The sequence below is a fragment of the Arthrobacter sp. NPDC093139 genome (assembly GCF_044754165.1).
Lineage (GTDB): Bacteria > Actinomycetota > Actinomycetes > Actinomycetales > Micrococcaceae > Arthrobacter.
Genome location: NZ_JBIVOO010000011.1, coordinates 1 through 16,045 on the forward strand (window position 1 = coordinate 1; position 16,045 = coordinate 16,045).

A 16,045-nucleotide genomic window follows, 5' to 3' on the forward strand; every position below is an offset into this window, starting at 1 on the left:
CGCACGCCAGTTCAGGATCACCCGGTCACCCGCAGACACCTCCGTCACGCCCTCACCCACAGCCGCCACCACACCCGTGGCCTCATGACCCAACAAATACGGGAACTCATCCCCGATCCCGCCGAGCTTGTAATGCAGATCCGTATGACACACCCCGCACGTCAGGATGTCCACCAACGCCTCCCCCGGACCCGGATCCGGCACCAGAATCGTCTCCAACGACACCGGAGCGTCCTTCTCCAGGGCAATGACTGCCTTGACTTTATGAACCATTAGCTTGCGTTCCTTTCACTGCGAGTCACTCTGACTGCGGGAGTGGCCATGCCTTCCGGACTTTTGCCCAGACGGGGTTGTCTGCTTTGCAAACGGATCACCGCTGCCGAGTCCCTCGGCATCGGCTCCAGGCCTCAAGCGACCCAGGGGTGCGGAGCAGACCATGGCCCCGGCGTTCGACAACAACGGCTGATATTCCGCTGATATCTAACTGATATATGACGATACTAGTTGCGTCGCCAGAAGAGTGTCAACGAGTAGGCGCCTCTCCTGGGCTGGCGAATGCGGTCGCGACCAAGGCTCGGGCTCAGCCGCCGGCAAAAGGCGGCAGGATATCGATGACGTCCTCCCTGCCAAGGGCCAAGCCACGGTGCCGTACAGCAACTTCGTTGCGAAGAAAGCTGCTCCGGTCAATGATCCGGGCCAGTAGAGGCGTTCCCGCCGGGGGATCCGGACGGTCAATCGAAAGTACGGCAGTCAGGAGTTCATTGAGAGTTACGCCATCTGCCAGATCATGGTGTTCTTCTTCTACGCCGGCGGCAGAACATGCAGCGGCAAAGTATCGTACCAACAATGTTTGTTCAGCCTCCGATAGTGCTCATGCTGCGGCCCGACTGCTTGAAGTCTGCGGAATCCAGGCCGACGTGTTCCGTTCCGTGTGCCCGCGGCTTAACCCACATCGCATCCTGCCAGCGCCGTGCCAGTTCTGCGTCATCTGCCCCCGAGCGCATCAGGCCCAGCAGGTCAAATTCCTCCCGGGAGAAAAGGCAGCTCATGAGCTTGCCTTCCGCCGTGATGCGCGTGCGCCTGCAGTCGCCGCAGAAGGGTTCGGTGACGGAGGCGATGATGCCAACGGTACCCAAGACTGGACCAGGGCACCCGCGGGCAACCGCGTTTCGCTTCCTGACCTGGAACCGTTCTGCCGGGGCTCCCGCCCGCTCCCGGAGATCCGGGGTGAGGACGAAATCCTGGGAGAGCAATTCACGGATTTCGGCGGCGGTGACCATGTCGCGCCGCGTCCAGCCATGGTCCGCATCAAGCGGCATCTGCTCAATGAAGCGGAGCTCGTAACCGTAGCGGAGTGCCCACGCCAAAAGCCCGGACGCTTCAGCGTCGTTGATACCCCGCATCAGTACCGCGTTGATTTTGACCGGTCCCAATCCTGCAGTCCGTGCCGCTTCCACTCCCGCCAACACCTTGTTGAGGAACGGGCGCCTCGTTAGTAGCTCGAACGTCTCTTCGTGAAGGGAATCGAGTGAGATATTGATCCGGGTCAGCCCGGCGTCCTTGAGTGCCTGTGCCTTCTTGTCCAGGCCGACGCCGTTAGTGGTCATGGAGATGGGCAGATCGGGGTGCTGCTGGCGCAGGGCACGGATGATATTCACCAGGTCAGGGCGTACCAAGGGCTCGCCACCGGTAAGACGGAGTTCGCGGATGGCGAGTTTCTCGACACTGATGCCCACGACCCGCGCGATCTCGTCCGGGGTCATGAGGGATTGTTTTGAGAGCCAGTCCAAACCCTGTGCGGGCATGCAGTATGAGCACCGAAGATTGCACTTGTCGGTCACGGATAACCGAAGGTCTGTTGCCTGGCGCCCGAACCGGTCCAGCAGGCCGGCGGGCACCCCCGAAGGCCGGCTCGGAGGCATCGGCAGCCCGCCGCCGCTTTTGCTGGGGAGCCGCGGAATTCCTAGCTGAACAGTCATGCACTCAAACCATTTCTTCGCTTCATACGTGAAGCGTGCGTTGTAATGACGCTTGCTTTGTTTCCTGATAGGAAGGCGTCGTCGATATCCGTCAATTCCGTGCCGCCGCATGACAGCGGCGGCACGGAAGCTGCAGCCCTTCCTTCTGGGCCTGTAAGACCGGTAAGAAGCAGACTAGGTGGTCTGGTCTTTGGAGTCGGGCGTTCCGTCGGAGCGCCGGTCGTCACGTTGGTGCTTGGTGACGAGGTCGAATTGGACGCCGCCGTGTTGTTCCACGCCGGTCCGGATGGCCCGTTCCATGACGGATGTTGCCAGGCGCCGGCGCAAGGAGAGGGGATCGTGGCGCAGGTCCTTGGCGAGCGCAAAACAGAGCAGCAGCATGACTATGACGAATGGCAGGGCAGCCACGATGGTGATCCGTTGCAGGCCGGACAGGGCTTCCGAAGGTTCGTCGCCGCCGGCCAGCAGCATGACCGCAGCCACGGCGCCGGTGAGGCTGCCCCAGAAGATGACCACTCCGCGGCGGGGGTGCTCGGCGCCGTTGGAGCTGAGCGATCCCATCACGATGGAGGCCGCGTCGGCACCCGTGATGAAGAAGATCGCGACCAGGACCATGGCCAGCACGACGACGGCAACAGTGAGCCAGCCAGGCATGTTCAGGTTCTTGACCAGGTCGAAGAGGGCGCCGTCGAAGTTGACGGTCGGTGTCCCATCGACCATGGTGACCAGTCCGGGGGTGTTGGCTTTGTCTGCTTCCTGCTGGACGTGGAAGGCGCTTCCGCCGAAGATGCAGAACCAGATGACGCTGACGATGCTGGGGACCAGCAGTACACCGGTGACGAACTGGCGGATGGTGCGGCCGCGGCTGATGCGTGCGATGAACATGCCCACAAAGGGTGTCCAGGAGATCCACCAGGCCCAGTAGAAGATGGTCCAGCCGGTCAGCCAGGTGCGGAGGGCTTCGTCTCCGACGGCTTCGGTGCGGGAGGACATTTCTGCAAGGTCGCGGGCGTAGTCGCCGACCGCGGAAGGAATCAGGTTCAGGATGAACAGGGTGGGGCCGGCGACGAAGACGATGAGTGCCAGGATGACGGCCAGGACCATGTTGATGTTGGAGAGCCACTGGATGCCGCGGCTGATGCCGGAGACGGCGGACGCCACGAAACAGGAGGTCAGGATGGCCACGATCACCACGAGTACGGGAGTACCGATTTCGCCGAACCAGCCGTTGGAGGTCATGCCGCTGCCGATCTGCAGGGTGCCGAGTCCCAGGGATGCTGCGGTGCCGAAGAGGGTGGCGAAGATGGCGAGGATGTTGATGAACTTGCCTACAGGCCCCTCAACCATCCTGATGCCGAAGAGTGAGGTGAAGGCCGCGGAGATCAGTTGCTTGCGGCCCAGCCGGTAGGTGCCGTAGGCCATGGCGATTCCGACCACGGCGTACATGGCCCAGGGGTGCAGGGTCCAGTGGAAGATGGAGGTGGCCATCGCGGTCTGGATGGCATCCGGCGTGCGGCCGTCCACGGTGCCGGGCGGCGGCGAAACGAAGTGGTAGAGCGGCTCGGCCACGCCATAGAACATGAGGCCAATGCCCATGCCGGCGGCGAACATCATGGCCACCCAGGAGACCGTCCGGAATTCGGGCTTTTCGCCGTCCTTGCCCAGCGGGATGTTGCCGAACTTGCCCAGGGCCAGCCACAGGACAAAGATCACGAAGAGCGAAGCCAGGACCATAAAGAGCCAGCCGGTGTACTCCATGACCCAGTTCAAGGCGCCCTTGGAGGTGTCGGACAGACTGTCGCGTCCAGAGAAGCCCCAGACCACAAAGGCGACGGCGATGGCGCCCGTGATCCCGAAGGTAACTTTGTCGAGGGTGAGCTTGGTGTTCCGGCGTTCCGTCACGGCCTGCTCGGTCTTTGCATGGCGCAGCTCTTCCAGAATCTGCTCGTACTCTTCTTCGTCCGGCAAGGTCGCTGCGCCTCCTTCCTCCGGATCGAGTACTGCTGGGGTGGTGCCTTCCTGGGAGACACTGATTACTTCTTTGATGTTCCCCCTACTTTCGGGTTCTTCGCTAGGAGGAGTCTCTGCCAAACCATTCCCGGCAGGCAACTCTTCGGGTGTTGATGGCTTTAGGTCACTATTGATAGCCATGAGCGGGTCCTTTGCTCGCCGAGTCATGGGCTTGCGATTTATACATGGCCTTCTGGTTAGTCTGGGCGGAAGGTTGGGGGCCTCGCCCGGCTCGATGACCATGATGCTGCCGTCGACGGTTTGTACTTCATGTGTGCGTACCGGCGGTTGGGCCGGAGGAGATTTTGCGACAGCGCTGCTGCGGCGGGTTACGTTCCGCAAGAATCAACAGCATTCGCCTTATGCAACAGGGTGCGCTCCGTCACACGCGATGTCAAGCATTTTTTATGCCGTTACGCGCCCTCCGGGCCGGTGTTCGGGGAGTTTGACAGGCGGGTGTGGCATGCCTCACTCTGTTGCGTATAGTGCGCGATGTTGCGTATTTAGCAATTGACGATGTGGAGGATTATGCAGACGCTTGCGATCGTTGGAGCCTCGCTGGCTGGCCTTTCTGCCGCCAGGGCCGCCCGCGCCCAAGGCTTCGCTGGCCGGCTGATCATGATCGGCGATGAGCATTACCGTCCCTACGACAGGCCGCCGCTATCCAAAGACTTTCTGCTCGGTACCATCACCTCCCAAGACCTTTTCCTGGAAACGGACGATGACGGCTTGCAGGCGGAATGGCTTCTGGGAGGCGGGGCGGTTGGCCTGGATGCAGCTTCACGGACCGTGCGGCTGCACGACGGAAGCTCCGTCAGCGCCGACGGCATCGTGATAGCCACCGGCGCGCGCGCCCGGAAGCTGCCTGCCCTGGACGGGCTTGAGAATGTTTTCTACCTTCGGACCATCGCCGATGCCCAGGGATTGACACCACGGCTGGTGCCGGGCCAGCGCATGACCGTTATCGGTGCTGGTTTCGTCGGTGCTGAAGTTGCGTCCGCCGCTGCCTCCCGGGGAATGGAGGTGACCATGATCAACAACGCGCCGGTTCCGTTTACAGCGCAGCTCGGGCAGGACATGGGGGATCTGGTCGCCAAACTGCACTTGGCCAACGGCGTTGATCTCATTTGCGGCGCCGTGATCGAAGAGTTTCACACAGGCGAAGGCGTTGTTACCGGTCTTACGCTGGCTGACGGCCGTCACCTGGCGACGGACGTCATCGTCGTCGGGGTTGGCGCTGAGCCGAACACCGAGTGGCTGGACGGGTCCGGGGTCGAGCTAGGCTCGGGCGTGCTGTGCGACGCCATGGGACGCACCAACATTCCGGGGATCGTCGCCGTCGGTGACTGCGCTGCTTGGTTCGATAAGGCCTACGGGGGCCACCGGCGGATTGAGCACTGGACCGGCGCGCTGGAGCGCGCAGCGCTGGCTGTTCAGGCCCTCTTGGACGGCGATGCCCCGGAACAGCCGTTGAAGCCGCCCTACTTCTGGTCTGACCAGCACGGCGTCAAGATTCAGTTCGCGGGGCACTCCGCCGGCTACGACCGCCTTGAGGTTGAGGCAGGGGATCCCCAAGAACACAGCTTCCTCGCCGTGTACTACCGCGGAGACGAGCCGGTGGCGGTCCTGGGAATGAACCAGCCCAGGCTCTTCACCAAATGGCGGCGCAATATAGCGGCTTCGGGGACGAAGCCGCAGGACCAGCCTGGCCTGATCGCTGCTGTAGCCCCATAGGCGGCAACTGCCGCACACCATCGCAAAACTTTGCTGCACCAGTTTTACGCACTTCATGTGTGCCGTTCTGAGGAGGAACATTGTCTGTTGAGGTAACCACGCCGAGCCTGATCCCGACGCTGGGTGGTCATTTGTATACGGATCCGGCTATTTTCCGGGCCGAGCAGGAGCGTATTTTCGAGCAGATGTGGTTCTGCGCGATCCGGTCCTCGGATCTGGATAAGCCCGGGGCGTGGCAGACGGTGCAGGTGGGCCGGGAGAGCGTGCTGATCTCGCGGACCCGCAAGGGGCAGATCCGGGCCTTCTATAACGTGTGCCGGCACCGTGGTGTGAAGTTGTGCATGGAGGAAAAGGGCGAAGCGGCCCGCAACTTCCAGTGCCCGTACCACGCCTGGACGTATGACTTCGAGGGCAAGCTGATCGCCGCGCCGAACCTGACGAAGATGCCTGACATTGACCGGGATGAGTACGGCCTGTCCAAGGTCCACATCCGTGAGTACCTGGGGTATGTGTGGGTGTGTTTGGCCGAGGAGCCGCCGTCCTTCGAGGAGGACGTCATGGGCGCGATCGAGGAACGCCTGGGCAACGTGCACGCCATTGACGGGTATGACGTGGCGAACCTGTCCGTGGGACGTCGGATCCGTTATGACGTGAAGGCGAACTGGAAGCTCATCATTGAGAACTTCATGGAGTGCTACCACTGCGCCACGATCCACCCGGAGCTGACCGAGGTGTTGCCGGAGTTCGCTGACGGGCTGGCCGCGCAGTACTTCGTGGGCCACGGCGCGGAGTTCGGTGAGGACATCAAGGGCTTCACGGTGGACGGTTCCGAGGGCCTGGACGTCATCCCGGGTGTGGCCGAGGACCAGGACCGGCGCTATTACGCGATCACGATCAAGCCGACCGTGTTCGTGAACCTGGTTCCGGACCACGTGATCATCCACCGGATGTTCCCGATGTCCGCGGACCACACGATCGTGGAGTGTGACTGGCTGTACCTGCCCTCCGTGGTGGAGTCCGGCAAGGATGTCAGCGCCTCTGTGGAGCTGTTCCACCGCGTGAACATGCAGGACTTCGATGCCTGCGAGCGGTGCCAGCCGGGCATGGCCTCCAAGTCCTACGCCAAGGGCGGCGTGCTGGTGCCCAGCGAACACCACATCGGCGCTTTCCACGACTGGGTCCAGGAAAAGGTCGGCGACGTACCGCTCTCCGGAGAAGCCCTGCTGGGCCTCACCGCGGACACCCCGCCGCTGGAGGAACGGGCCGAAACCCTGCAGCGCAAAGAGACCGCCACCCCGGCCTCCTAAGCCCCGCCCCGATAACACCACAACCAATCAATCGATGACCCCGGGCCCCCGGCCCGGGGTCATCACGTGTGCTGACTTAACGCCGCGTGTACCCCATGTTCGCGCTGATCTGCATCCCCGCCTCCTTCAGTGCACCAAGGAGTCCCGGAGTCTTTTCCGGGTCGAAACGGAACGCAGGTCCCGAAATACTGACCGCGCCGATCACCGTACCAACATGGTTGTACACGGGAACGGCCATGGATTTCAGTCCGATCTCGAATTCCTCGAGGGTCACCGCATAGCCCTCCCGGATGACCTCGACGAGCTGATCCTCGAGTTTGTCCCGTTTGGTAATGGTCCGCGGCGTGCGGGCCGGGAGTCCTGTCTCTTTCAGGATCCTGTCCCGTTCGTCGGCGGACAGCGCTGCCAGGAGGACCTTCCCGCTGGACGTAGCGTGGAGAGGCGTCAGGCTGCCCACCCAGTCGTACGTGGCCAGCGTGGAGGGCCCCATGGCCTGGTCGACGTTCACGGCATAGTTTGAGCGCAGCACGGCGAGGTTCACGGTTTCCTTGAACGCCTCGGCCAGGCCCTCCAGTACAGGCCGCGCCTCACGGACCAGGCTCAGCCTGCCGGGGATGGAGCTGGCCAGCCGCAGGATGCCGAAGCCCAGCTGGTACTTTCCGCGGTCACTGTTCTGATGGACCATCTCCCTGTTGACGAGGGATCCCAGCAGCCGGGAAACCGTGGACTTGTGAATGCCCATTTCCTCGGCTATTTCGCTCACGCCGGCGTGGCCGTCCCGGGCCAGGATCTCCAGGACTGCGAGGGCTCGGTCTACGGACTGGACACCGCCGTGGCCAGCCTCGGTCTCGATCTCAGATTCAGGGTCACTGTTCGAAGCCATGCTCCATACTCTCGAGTAATTTCTGCGGCCCGGTTACCCGCCACAAGGCCGCCGCAGCGTCCTCTCATTTAGTTGCACACTTCGATCCTAGACCGGGAAGTGTGACGGGGCCGACATTGCATTAAACGGTTTAACGCGGCAGACCAAACTTCAGCGCAGGTTAAGACGCATCAGCACGCGTGGGAAGCCGTTGATGACGGAGTCCGTGTCCGCAGCCTTGGTGAAACCGGCGCCTTCGAAGAGCGCCCGAGTGCCGACGTATGCCATCGTCAGATCGACTTTTTTCCCTTGGTTGTCCACGGGGTAGCCCTCGATGGCGGGTGCGCCGTAACTCCTGGCGAACTCGACGGCCCCTTGCAGGAGGTGATGCGAGATTCCGTTGCCGCGGTGCCCGGGCCGTACCCGGAGGCACCACACCGACCACACATCGAGATCGTCCACGTGGGGAATCCTGCGGTTGCGGGCAAAGCTCGTGTCGGCGCGCGGATGAACGCCGGCCCAGCCCACCACCTCGCCGCCGTCGTATGCGAGCACCCCGGGTGGCGGGTCCTGCCGGACCAGTTCCTTCACCAGCTCCCCGCGCTTGGCGCCGCGCAACTCCACGTTCTGTTTGGAGGGGATGCGGTAGCTCAGGCACCAGCACACGTTCGCATCGGGCCGCTTCGGCCCAACCATCGCCGCAACGTCCTCGAACCGAGTTGCCGGGCGGATGTCGATCGCCATGGGTGCTGTCCTTCCCTCGAAGCTCCGGCTTTGGCTAGCGCAGGCCCTTGCTGTGGGCCATCGCGATGGCTTCAGTACGGGAGGACGCGCCCACCTTCCGGAAGATGTTGCGCAGGTGGAACTTCACAGTGTTCTCGCTGATGTGCAGTTTCGCGGCGATGGCCCGGTTCCGCTGCCCGGCGGCCAGCAGCTGGAGCACCTCCAGCTCGCGGTCGCCGAGCTTCCACTCGGAGACGTCGGCCATTTGGCGCACCGGCGGATCGAGGGGAATTGCGACGGCGACGTCGGCGCCCCAGCCTGGCATCACATCGACGGACATGCGGCCGTTCAGGGCTTCCACCCGGTGGCCGAGACGGGCCAAGTTCGGTGACTCTCCGGACAGTTCGCCGGGACCGTCGTCGCGAACGTTGACGAGCAGGTTCTCGCCGTCGCAGTCCCACTGCGTCCGGATCCGGCGCACCCCGCCCTGGTCCACCATCGCAAGGACGAGGCCCCGGACGATCGCCCGAGCGGCGTGGGCCACCTCGCCGGGAAGGGCGCGGCCGTTGACGGGGGGGTCGATGAACTGGACGTCAATGCCGCTGAAGTGCATCAGGGGTTTCAGATCCTCGCGGAGGCGCTGGAACGCCGAGGAGACGGGCTCCTCCACGAGCTCCGTGGTGCGGTCACTGAGCGTGCGGAGTCCCACCAGGGCCTTGGCGGCAGTTTCCGTGGCCGCCTTGCGTGCGGCCTCATCAGTGAGGGCCGGAGATCGCAGTGCGGCGAGCAGGGTTTCGAGCGTGGTTGAGTGCCTGTCCACGAGTTCGGCCGTCACCCTTACCCTTTCGGCCGAGGCCGCACGGGACTCAATGAGGTACGACGGCGGTGCATCCGCCACCTTCTCCCGGATGCGCTCGGCAGCCAGCGTCCAAAGGTAACGGAGCAGCCGTTCCGCAGGGGCCCGGTCGGCCGGATCGGGCAGGGGCTGCGGATCGGCGAGGACCAGCAGCGCATTGCTCGGCGAGGAGAGGGCCAGGACCGGGCGTTTCTCGCCGCCGAGCACGGCTTCGCCGAGCCAGGGGGAGCTGGCGCCGCCGGGCGGACTTTCGCCGCCCAGCTCCCTTTCGGAAAGGGAAGACCGGATGTGGTCGAGTTCGGCGATGGAGACGCGGCTGATGATGGCCTCGTTGCCTGCCTTCTTTTGGGGCCGGCCGGTGCAGTCCTCGGTGAAGATGACCAGGGCGCTGCTGCGTACATAGGGGAGCGTGGCATCACGCAGCCGTGCAGCGATGGTTGCCAGCGGCGCGGTGGACAGTGCGGCGATTGACTCAAGCAGCGGCTGCGCGTGGAGGGACAGTGTGCCCAGGTCCGGCACCCCGGCGTCCAGCGGGGCGTCCAGCGGGGGAAGGGGGGAAGTTTTGGGAGCTTCGACAGGAGTAACCACCTACCCAGTTTACGGGTCCACGATAATTTGCCTACCCCTTTGGGTGGTTGAGACCGTCCGATCAAAGCGTTGGACCCACTCAATGGACGGGCGAGGATGGACAGGTAACAACTTACGTAAAGGAGGGTATCTGCCAATGACCGTCGTCTCAGAAACCGATCAGGCCGTCCCGGCCGGTGTGTCCCGGTCCTTTGATCGCAACCGGAGCCTGGTTCAGGACGAAATCAGCGGAGTGTTCCAGCGCGTCGATCCGGCGCAGGTCGCTGCCCTGGTCACCGAACTGAGGCTGGCCGACCGGATCTTCGTGACCGGAGCCGGGCGCAGCGGCCTTGTCCTGAAGATGGCAGCCATGCGGCTGATGCATCTCGGCCTGAACGTGCACGTCGTCGGGGAGATCACCGCGCCCGCAATCCGCTCCGGCGACCTGCTCCTCGCAGCTTCCGGCTCGGGCACCACTGCCGGCGTGGTCAAGGCCGCCGAAACCGCCGCGGCCCAGGGCGCCCGGATCGCTGCCTACACCACAAACGCCGGTTCCCCGCTCGCAAAGGCGGCTTCCGCCGTCGTGATTATCCCCGCCGCGCAAAAGACGGACCACGGCTCGAACCTCTCCCGGCAGTACTCGGGGAGCCTGTTCGAGCAGGTGCTGTTTGCCACCACTGAAGCGGTGTTCCAAAGCCTCTGGGATGAGGACGCCGCAACACCTGAGGAACTCTGGCAGCGCCACGCGAACCTCGAATGAGCCGCCCGCCCGCTGACCCAAAACCTCACCCCTGAAGCCAGCCACAACAAAAAAGCCAGCCTCAATAAATAGAGAAAGAGAATCACATATGAAACTGCAAGTCGCCATGGATGTCCTGACCGTCGAAGCCGCCCTGGAGCTCGCCGGCCAGGTTGCCGAATACGTGGACATCATCGAGCTCGGCACGCCGCTCGTGAAGAACGCCGGGCTGTCCGCCGTCACCGCGGTGAAGACCGCGCACCCGGACAAGATCGTCTTCGCCGACCTGAAGACGATGGACGCAGGCGAGCTGGAAGCCGACATCGCCTTCACAGCCGGTGCGGACCTCGTCTCGGTGCTCGGCGGCGCCGATGACTCCACCATTGCCGGTGCGGTCAAGGCAGCCAAGGCCCACAACAAGGGCGTCGTGGTTGACCTGATCGGCGTTGCGGACAAGGTGACCCGCGCCAAGGAAGTCCGCGCGCTGGGCGCCAAGTTCGTAGAGATGCACGCAGGCCTGGACGAGCAGGCCAAGCCGGGCTACAACCTGGACGTGCTGCTCAGCGCCGGCGAGGAAGCCCGCGTGCCGTTCTCCGTCGCCGGCGGCGTGAACCTCTCCACCATCAGCTCGGTGCAGCGCGCCGGCGCTGACGTCGCCGTCGTCGGCGGCTCCATCTACAGCGCCGCCGACCCTGCCGTTGCAGCCAAGGAACTGCGCGCAGCGATCATCTAGCAAGTCGCCGGCAAAGGTGAGAGAACGACGGCGGGAACGTCCCGCCGTCGTCCTCTCACCATTGGCCGTTAAAGGCCATTCCTTCGCGGGCGACGTCGTGGCACACTTGATGAACTATCGAGTGGCTGGGGGATCCAAGTCAGGAGATCAGTATGTGCATTCTCATGCACCCCCGCACCCCGGGCCGTCGCGTAGCGGTGAGCAACCCATGATGATCGGTTGGGCCTACCTCATTGCGGCAATCATGACGGTTGACTCCTTGTTGCTGGGATTGCTCCTGTTGAACGTGAAGTGGCCGACGCGCCGGAAGAAACACCGCTGAAGCCGTGCCCGCCCTGGGCGAGTGACATGATCGCCTGGCCCGCATTCACAGCAGGCTGACAGCTTCCGAACAGCCGTGCCTTAGCCCGCTGCCTCATCTTTGAGGAAGGGCGGAAAACAGCCGCCTTTTCAGCAAAAGCCGCCTCAGGCGGCGGATTGAGGAGAATCGGCATGTCACGTAGTAGGAGAATCACGCTTGGCATCGCGGCCGGGGCATTGGCCCTCGGCGCCGGAATGGGAGTCACGGGGATGGCATCGGCTGCCGAAACACCGACGCCCACGCCAAGTGCCAGTGCATCGGCAGACAGCACAGCACCCACCGATGGCTTCGGCAAGCGCGGCGGCCACAAGGGGGATCGCGGCCAGCTCGCGGCGGATCTTGCCTCCAAGCTTGGGGTCGAGGAAGCCAAGGTGACCGAGGCGCTCCAGGCGTTCCGGGAAGCCAGCAAGCCCACGACGCCGCCCGCCGAGGGCACCAGGCCCGACCGTTCCGCCCGGGAAGCGGCGATGGCCAAATCCCTGGCTGAGAAGCTTGGCCTCGAGGAATCGAAGGTCACGGCGGCTCTCGAGGAAATCCGCACCGCCGCCCAGGCGGAGCGCGCCGCCGCCCTGAAGGCCAGGCTCGACACCGCTGTCAGCGACGGCACGCTGACCCGGGCCGAGGCTGACGCCGTCACCAACGCCGTCGAGAAGGGCGTGATCGGCGGAGGCGGACGCTAAGTCCCTGTTGAGCACCTGACGCATTAGGACAGCGAAGGATCCCCCGGGACCTCCCGGGGGATCCTTCGTGTGAGTGCGGGAAGGGGGCGTTGGCTGGGTGGTGGCCCTAAAGCACCTTGCGGATGGTTTCTTCGAAGCTTGTCACGTGATGCAGGGCTAGCTCCCCTGCCTTGTCTGCGTCACCGTCCGCCACGGCCTTCAACAGGTCCACGTGCTCGGTGATGTGGCCGCTGACCGACGGGACCTTGTCCAGGACCACACACCAGATGCGGGTGGCCAGGTTGTCGTAGCGGATCAGGGTGTCTTCCAGGTGCGGGTTGGCCGCCGCCCGGTAGATCAGGCGGTGCACCATCAGGTCGTAGCGCATCAGTTCCCGGGACTCCGCGGGGTTGGGCGCGAGCTCCGCGATGGTCTCGGCGACCTCGAGTAGCTCGCGGCGCATGGCAGCGCTGGCGCGGGTGGCGGCACGGCGTGCCGCCAGCGGCTCCAGCAGCTCCCGGATTTCCGAGACGTCGGCCAGTTCCGTGAAGTCAACTGTGGTGGCAAAGGTTCCCCGGCGGGGATACGAAACCACGAGGTGGTCCACCTCCAGCCGCTTGATCGCCTCGCGTACCGGCGTCCGGCTGAAGCCGAGCTCGGTGGCCAGCTGTCCGTCATTTATGGGTTCACCTGGGCGGATGTCTAGCATGATCAGCTTGTCGCGCAACTGCCGGTAAGCGGCCTCCGCCTGGGACGGCGCTTCTTCCTCGGCGGGAAGCAGGGCGGTCAGTGCATTCACGGCGCGGCTCCAATCCTGGATCGATCGGAAGCGGGGACCCATTTGCTTCCGGCTATTGACTCAATTGTGATTGCAATCATACCATTGAGACCAACACTGATATATCAGTCCAAGTCAAAAAGGTATTTCAAAGGAGCACCCGTGGTTGAGCAGTTGAACGAGCGACTTTCCGCAGTCGATCCCGAAATCCAGCAGGCAATTGACCGCGAGCTGGTGCGCCAGCAGTCGACGCTGGAGATGATCGCTTCGGAGAACTTCGCTCCGTCCGCCGTCATGGAAGCGCAGGGTTCGGTCCTCACTAACAAGTACGCCGAGGGATACCCCGGCAAGCGCTACTACGGCGGCTGCGAACACGTCGATGTGGTCGAGCAGCTCGCCATTGACCGCGTGAAGGCCCTCTTCGGCGCCGAGTTCGCTAACGTCCAGCCGCACTCCGGCGCCCAGGCCAACGCCGCCGCAATGTTCGCACTGCTGAACCCGGGCGACACCATCATGGGCCTGGACCTGGCCCACGGAGGCCACCTCACCCACGGCATGCGCATCAACTTCTCCGGCAAGCTCTACAACGTGGTTCCCTACCGCGTCCGTGAATCCGACTTCAGGGTAGACATGGCCGAAGTCGAGGCCCTGGCACTGGAGCACAAGCCGAAGCTCATCGTCGCCGGCTGGTCCGCCTATTCCCGCCAGCTCGATTTCGCAGAATTCCGCCGGATTGCGGACCTCGTGGGCGCCTACCTCATGGTGGACATGGCCCACTTCGCCGGCCTGGTCGCGGCTGGGCTGCACCCCAACCCGGTGCCCTACGCCGACGTCGTCACCACCACCACCCACAAGACGCTGGGCGGACCGCGCGGCGGAGTCATCCTCGCCAAGGAGCAGTACGCCAAGAAAATCAACAGCGCCGTATTCCCAGGCCAGCAGGGCGGCCCGCTGGAGCACGTCATCGCCGCCAAGGCCGTGGCCTTCAAGCTCGCCGGCGGTCCCGAATTCAAGGAACGCCAGGAGCGCGTCCTGCAGGGCGCCAAGCTGCTCGCCGAGCGCTTCCTGCAGCCCGACGTTGAGGCTGCCGGCATCACCGTGGTCAACGGCGGCACGGACGTGCACCTGGTCCTCGTGGACCTGCGGAACTCCGAACTGGACGGCCAGCAGGCCGAAGACGCCCTGCACAAGATCGGCATCACGGTCAACCGCAACGCCGTGCCGTTCGACCCCCGCCCGCCGATGGTCTCCTCCGGCCTCCGGATCGGCACCCCGGCCCTCGCCACCCGCGGTTTCGGCGCCGCCGAATTCACCGAGGTTGCAGACGTTATCGCGACGGCGCTCATCGCCTCCGCCGGCACCGGCACCCTCGACGACGCGACCGCCGTCGAACTCCGCGCACGCGTGACCGCGCTCGCCGAACAGTTCCCCCTCTACCCGCACCTGAACGGCGACTCCGAGATTGCCGCCTTTGAAACAGACATGATTGGAGCAGCCCAGTGAGCACCCATCAGCTCCCGGAACACCCGGACTTCCTGTGGCGCAACCCGGAGCCCAAGTCCTCCTATGACGCTGTGATCGTGGGCGGCGGCGGGCATGGCCTGGCAACGGCCTACTTCCTGGCGAAGAACCACGGCATGACCAACATCGCCGTCCTCGAAAAGGGCTGGCTGGCCGGCGGCAACATGGCCCGCAACACCACCATCATCCGTTCCAACTACCTCTGGGACGAGAGCGCGGCCATCTACGAGCACGCCCTGAAGCTCTGGGAGATCCTGCCGGAGGAGCTGGAGTACGACTTCCTGTTCAGCCAGCGCGGCGTCATGAACCTGGCCCACACCCTCGGCGACGTGCGCGAGAGCATCCGCAGAGTGGGCGCGAACAAGCTCAACGGTGTCGACGCCGAATGGCTGGAACCGGATCAGGTCAAGGAACTCTGCCCCATCCTGAACATCAGCGACAACATCCGCTACCCCGTCATGGGCGCGACCTACCAGCCGCGCGCCGGCATCGCCAAGCACGACCACGTCGCCTGGGCCTTCGCCCGCAAGTGCGACGAACTGGGCGTGGACATCATCCAGAACTGCGAAGTCACCGGCTTCCTTAAGGACGGCGAGCGCGTGGTGGGCGTCAAGACCAACCGCGGCACCATCAACACCGAAAAGGTGGGCCTGTGCGCCGCGGGCCACAGCTCGGTCCTGGCCGAGATGGCCGGATTCCGGCTTCCCATCCAGTCCCACCCGCTGCAGGCACTCGTGTCCGAACTGCACGAGCCGGTCCACCCGACCGTGGTGATGTCCAACCACGTGCACGTGTACGTCTCCCAGGCGCACAAGGGCGAGCTGGTCATGGGCGCCGGCGTCGACTCCTACAACGGCTACGGCCAGCGCGGTTCCTTCCACGTGATCGAGCACCAGATGGCAGCCGCCGTCGAACTGTTCCCCATCTTTGCCAGGGCACACGTGCTCCGGACCTGGGGCGGCATCGTGGACACCACGCTGGACGCCTCACCCATCGTGGGACTGACCCCGGTGGAGAACATGTTCGTCAACTGCGGCTGGGGAACCGGCGGCTTCAAGGGCACGCCCGCTGCCGGCCTGACCTTCGCGCACACCATCGCCACGGGAACACCGCACAAGCTGAACAGGCCGTTTGCCCTGGAGCGCTTCGAAACCGGTGCCCTGATCGACGAACACGGCGCTGCCGCCGTCGCCCACTAGCCGCCGTCCACAAGAAA

Annotated in this window: 15 protein-coding genes; 7 read left to right on the forward strand and 8 right to left on the reverse strand. The window is 64.1% G+C overall.

What is annotated here, in order from left to right; translation table 11 throughout:
- The 4 genes from ACIP90_RS15860 to ACIP90_RS15875 all read right to left on the reverse strand — a co-directional run.
- The coding region (locus ACIP90_RS15860; protein ID WP_400580467.1) for an alcohol dehydrogenase catalytic domain-containing protein at window positions 1–273 on the reverse strand (273 nt) is incomplete at its 3' end.
- A gap of 307 nt (window positions 274–580) precedes the next feature.
- Window positions 581–847 carry a MoaD/ThiS family protein gene (locus tag ACIP90_RS15865; protein WP_400580469.1) on the reverse strand — a complete coding sequence of 89 codons (267 nt, stop codon included), beginning with the start codon at window positions 845–847 and terminating at the stop codon, window positions 581–583.
- Window positions 848–854: 7 nt separating this feature from the next.
- Entirely contained in the window at window positions 855–1,979 is a 1,125-nt protein-coding gene (moaA, locus tag ACIP90_RS15870) for a GTP 3',8-cyclase MoaA (RefSeq protein WP_400580471.1), read from the reverse strand.
- Between the two features lie 174 nt (window positions 1,980–2,153).
- Window positions 2,154–4,157, reverse strand: coding sequence for a BCCT family transporter (locus tag ACIP90_RS15875; RefSeq protein WP_400580473.1), 2,004 nt, complete (start codon window positions 4,155–4,157; stop codon window positions 2,154–2,156).
- 360 nt (window positions 4,158–4,517) lie between these two features.
- Between ACIP90_RS15875 and ACIP90_RS15880 the strand changes: the two genes are divergently transcribed.
- Together ACIP90_RS15880 and ACIP90_RS15885 are read left to right on the forward strand one after the other, a co-directional pair.
- Window positions 4,518–5,723, forward strand: a complete 1,206-nt coding sequence (locus ACIP90_RS15880; RefSeq protein WP_400580475.1) for an NAD(P)/FAD-dependent oxidoreductase — start codon at window positions 4,518–4,520, stop codon at window positions 5,721–5,723.
- 80 nt (window positions 5,724–5,803) lie between these two features.
- On the forward strand, window positions 5,804–7,030 hold the full coding sequence (locus ACIP90_RS15885; RefSeq protein WP_400580477.1) for an aromatic ring-hydroxylating dioxygenase subunit alpha: 1,227 nt from the start codon (window positions 5,804–5,806) through the stop codon (window positions 7,028–7,030).
- Window positions 7,031–7,106: 76 nt separating this feature from the next.
- On the opposite strand, the gene ACIP90_RS15890 is transcribed toward ACIP90_RS15885, so the two are convergent.
- The 3 genes from ACIP90_RS15890 to ACIP90_RS15900 form a co-directional block, all read right to left on the reverse strand.
- Entirely contained in the window at window positions 7,107–7,913 is an 807-nt protein-coding gene (locus ACIP90_RS15890) for an IclR family transcriptional regulator (protein WP_400580478.1), read from the reverse strand.
- 150 nt (window positions 7,914–8,063) lie between these two features.
- On the reverse strand, window positions 8,064–8,636 hold the full coding sequence (locus ACIP90_RS15895; protein WP_400580480.1) for a GNAT family N-acetyltransferase: 573 nt from the start codon (window positions 8,634–8,636) through the stop codon (window positions 8,064–8,066).
- A gap of 34 nt (window positions 8,637–8,670) precedes the next feature.
- Window positions 8,671–9,981, reverse strand: coding sequence for a LuxR C-terminal-related transcriptional regulator (locus ACIP90_RS15900; protein ID WP_400580657.1), 1,311 nt, complete (start codon window positions 9,979–9,981; stop codon window positions 8,671–8,673).
- A 214-nt stretch (window positions 9,982–10,195) separates the two neighbouring features.
- Between ACIP90_RS15900 and hxlB the strand changes: the two genes are divergently transcribed.
- The 3 genes from hxlB to ACIP90_RS15915 all read left to right on the forward strand — a co-directional run bounded on the left by hxlB (window position 10,196) and on the right by ACIP90_RS15915 (window position 12,551).
- Complete coding sequence (hxlB, locus tag ACIP90_RS15905) at window positions 10,196–10,798, forward strand: 6-phospho-3-hexuloisomerase (protein WP_400580482.1); 603 nt, start codon at window positions 10,196–10,198, stop codon at window positions 10,796–10,798.
- 88 nt (window positions 10,799–10,886) lie between these two features.
- Window positions 10,887–11,510, forward strand: coding sequence for a 3-hexulose-6-phosphate synthase (gene hxlA, locus ACIP90_RS15910; protein ID WP_400580484.1), 624 nt, complete (start codon window positions 10,887–10,889; stop codon window positions 11,508–11,510).
- 492 nt (window positions 11,511–12,002) lie between these two features.
- The gene (locus ACIP90_RS15915) at window positions 12,003–12,551 is read left to right on the forward strand and encodes a hypothetical protein (RefSeq protein WP_400580486.1); all 549 of its coding nucleotides are present in this window, start codon (window positions 12,003–12,005) and stop codon (window positions 12,549–12,551) included.
- A 106-nt stretch (window positions 12,552–12,657) separates the two neighbouring features.
- On the opposite strand, the gene ACIP90_RS15920 is transcribed toward ACIP90_RS15915, so the two are convergent.
- Window positions 12,658–13,329 carry a GntR family transcriptional regulator gene (locus ACIP90_RS15920; RefSeq protein WP_400580488.1) on the reverse strand — a complete coding sequence of 224 codons (672 nt, stop codon included), beginning with the start codon at window positions 13,327–13,329 and terminating at the stop codon, window positions 12,658–12,660.
- Between the two features lie 141 nt (window positions 13,330–13,470).
- Between ACIP90_RS15920 and glyA the strand changes: the two genes are divergently transcribed.
- Entirely contained in the window at window positions 13,471–14,811 is a 1,341-nt protein-coding gene (gene glyA / locus ACIP90_RS15925) for a serine hydroxymethyltransferase (protein ID WP_400580490.1), read from the forward strand.
- Window positions 14,808–16,028: a sarcosine oxidase subunit beta family protein gene (locus ACIP90_RS15930; protein ID WP_400580492.1), complete on the forward strand. Its 1,221-nt coding sequence runs from the start codon at window positions 14,808–14,810 to the stop codon at window positions 16,026–16,028. Before glyA ends, ACIP90_RS15930 begins: the two co-directional genes overlap by 4 nt.
- The last annotated feature ends 17 nt before the right edge of the window (window positions 16,029–16,045 follow it).

Coding starts and splice junctions, on each gene's coding strand:
- moaA (WP_400580471.1), bottom strand. CDS start 1,979: ATGACTGTTCAGCTAGGAATTCCGCGGCTCCCCAGCAAAAGCGGCGGC.
- ACIP90_RS15875 (WP_400580473.1), bottom strand. CDS start 4,157: ATGACTCGGCGAGCAAAGGACCCGCTCATGGCTATCAATAGTGACCTA.
- ACIP90_RS15880 (WP_400580475.1), top strand. CDS start 4,518: ATGCAGACGCTTGCGATCGTTGGAGCCTCGCTGGCTGGCCTTTCTGCC.
- ACIP90_RS15890 (WP_400580478.1), bottom strand. CDS start 7,913: ATGGCTTCGAACAGTGACCCTGAATCTGAGATCGAGACCGAGGCTGGC.
- ACIP90_RS15895 (WP_400580480.1), bottom strand. CDS start 8,636: ATGGCGATCGACATCCGCCCGGCAACTCGGTTCGAGGACGTTGCGGCG.
- hxlB (WP_400580482.1), top strand. CDS start 10,196: ATGACCGTCGTCTCAGAAACCGATCAGGCCGTCCCGGCCGGTGTGTCC.
- hxlA (WP_400580484.1), top strand. CDS start 10,887: ATGAAACTGCAAGTCGCCATGGATGTCCTGACCGTCGAAGCCGCCCTG.
- ACIP90_RS15915 (WP_400580486.1), top strand. CDS start 12,003: ATGTCACGTAGTAGGAGAATCACGCTTGGCATCGCGGCCGGGGCATTG.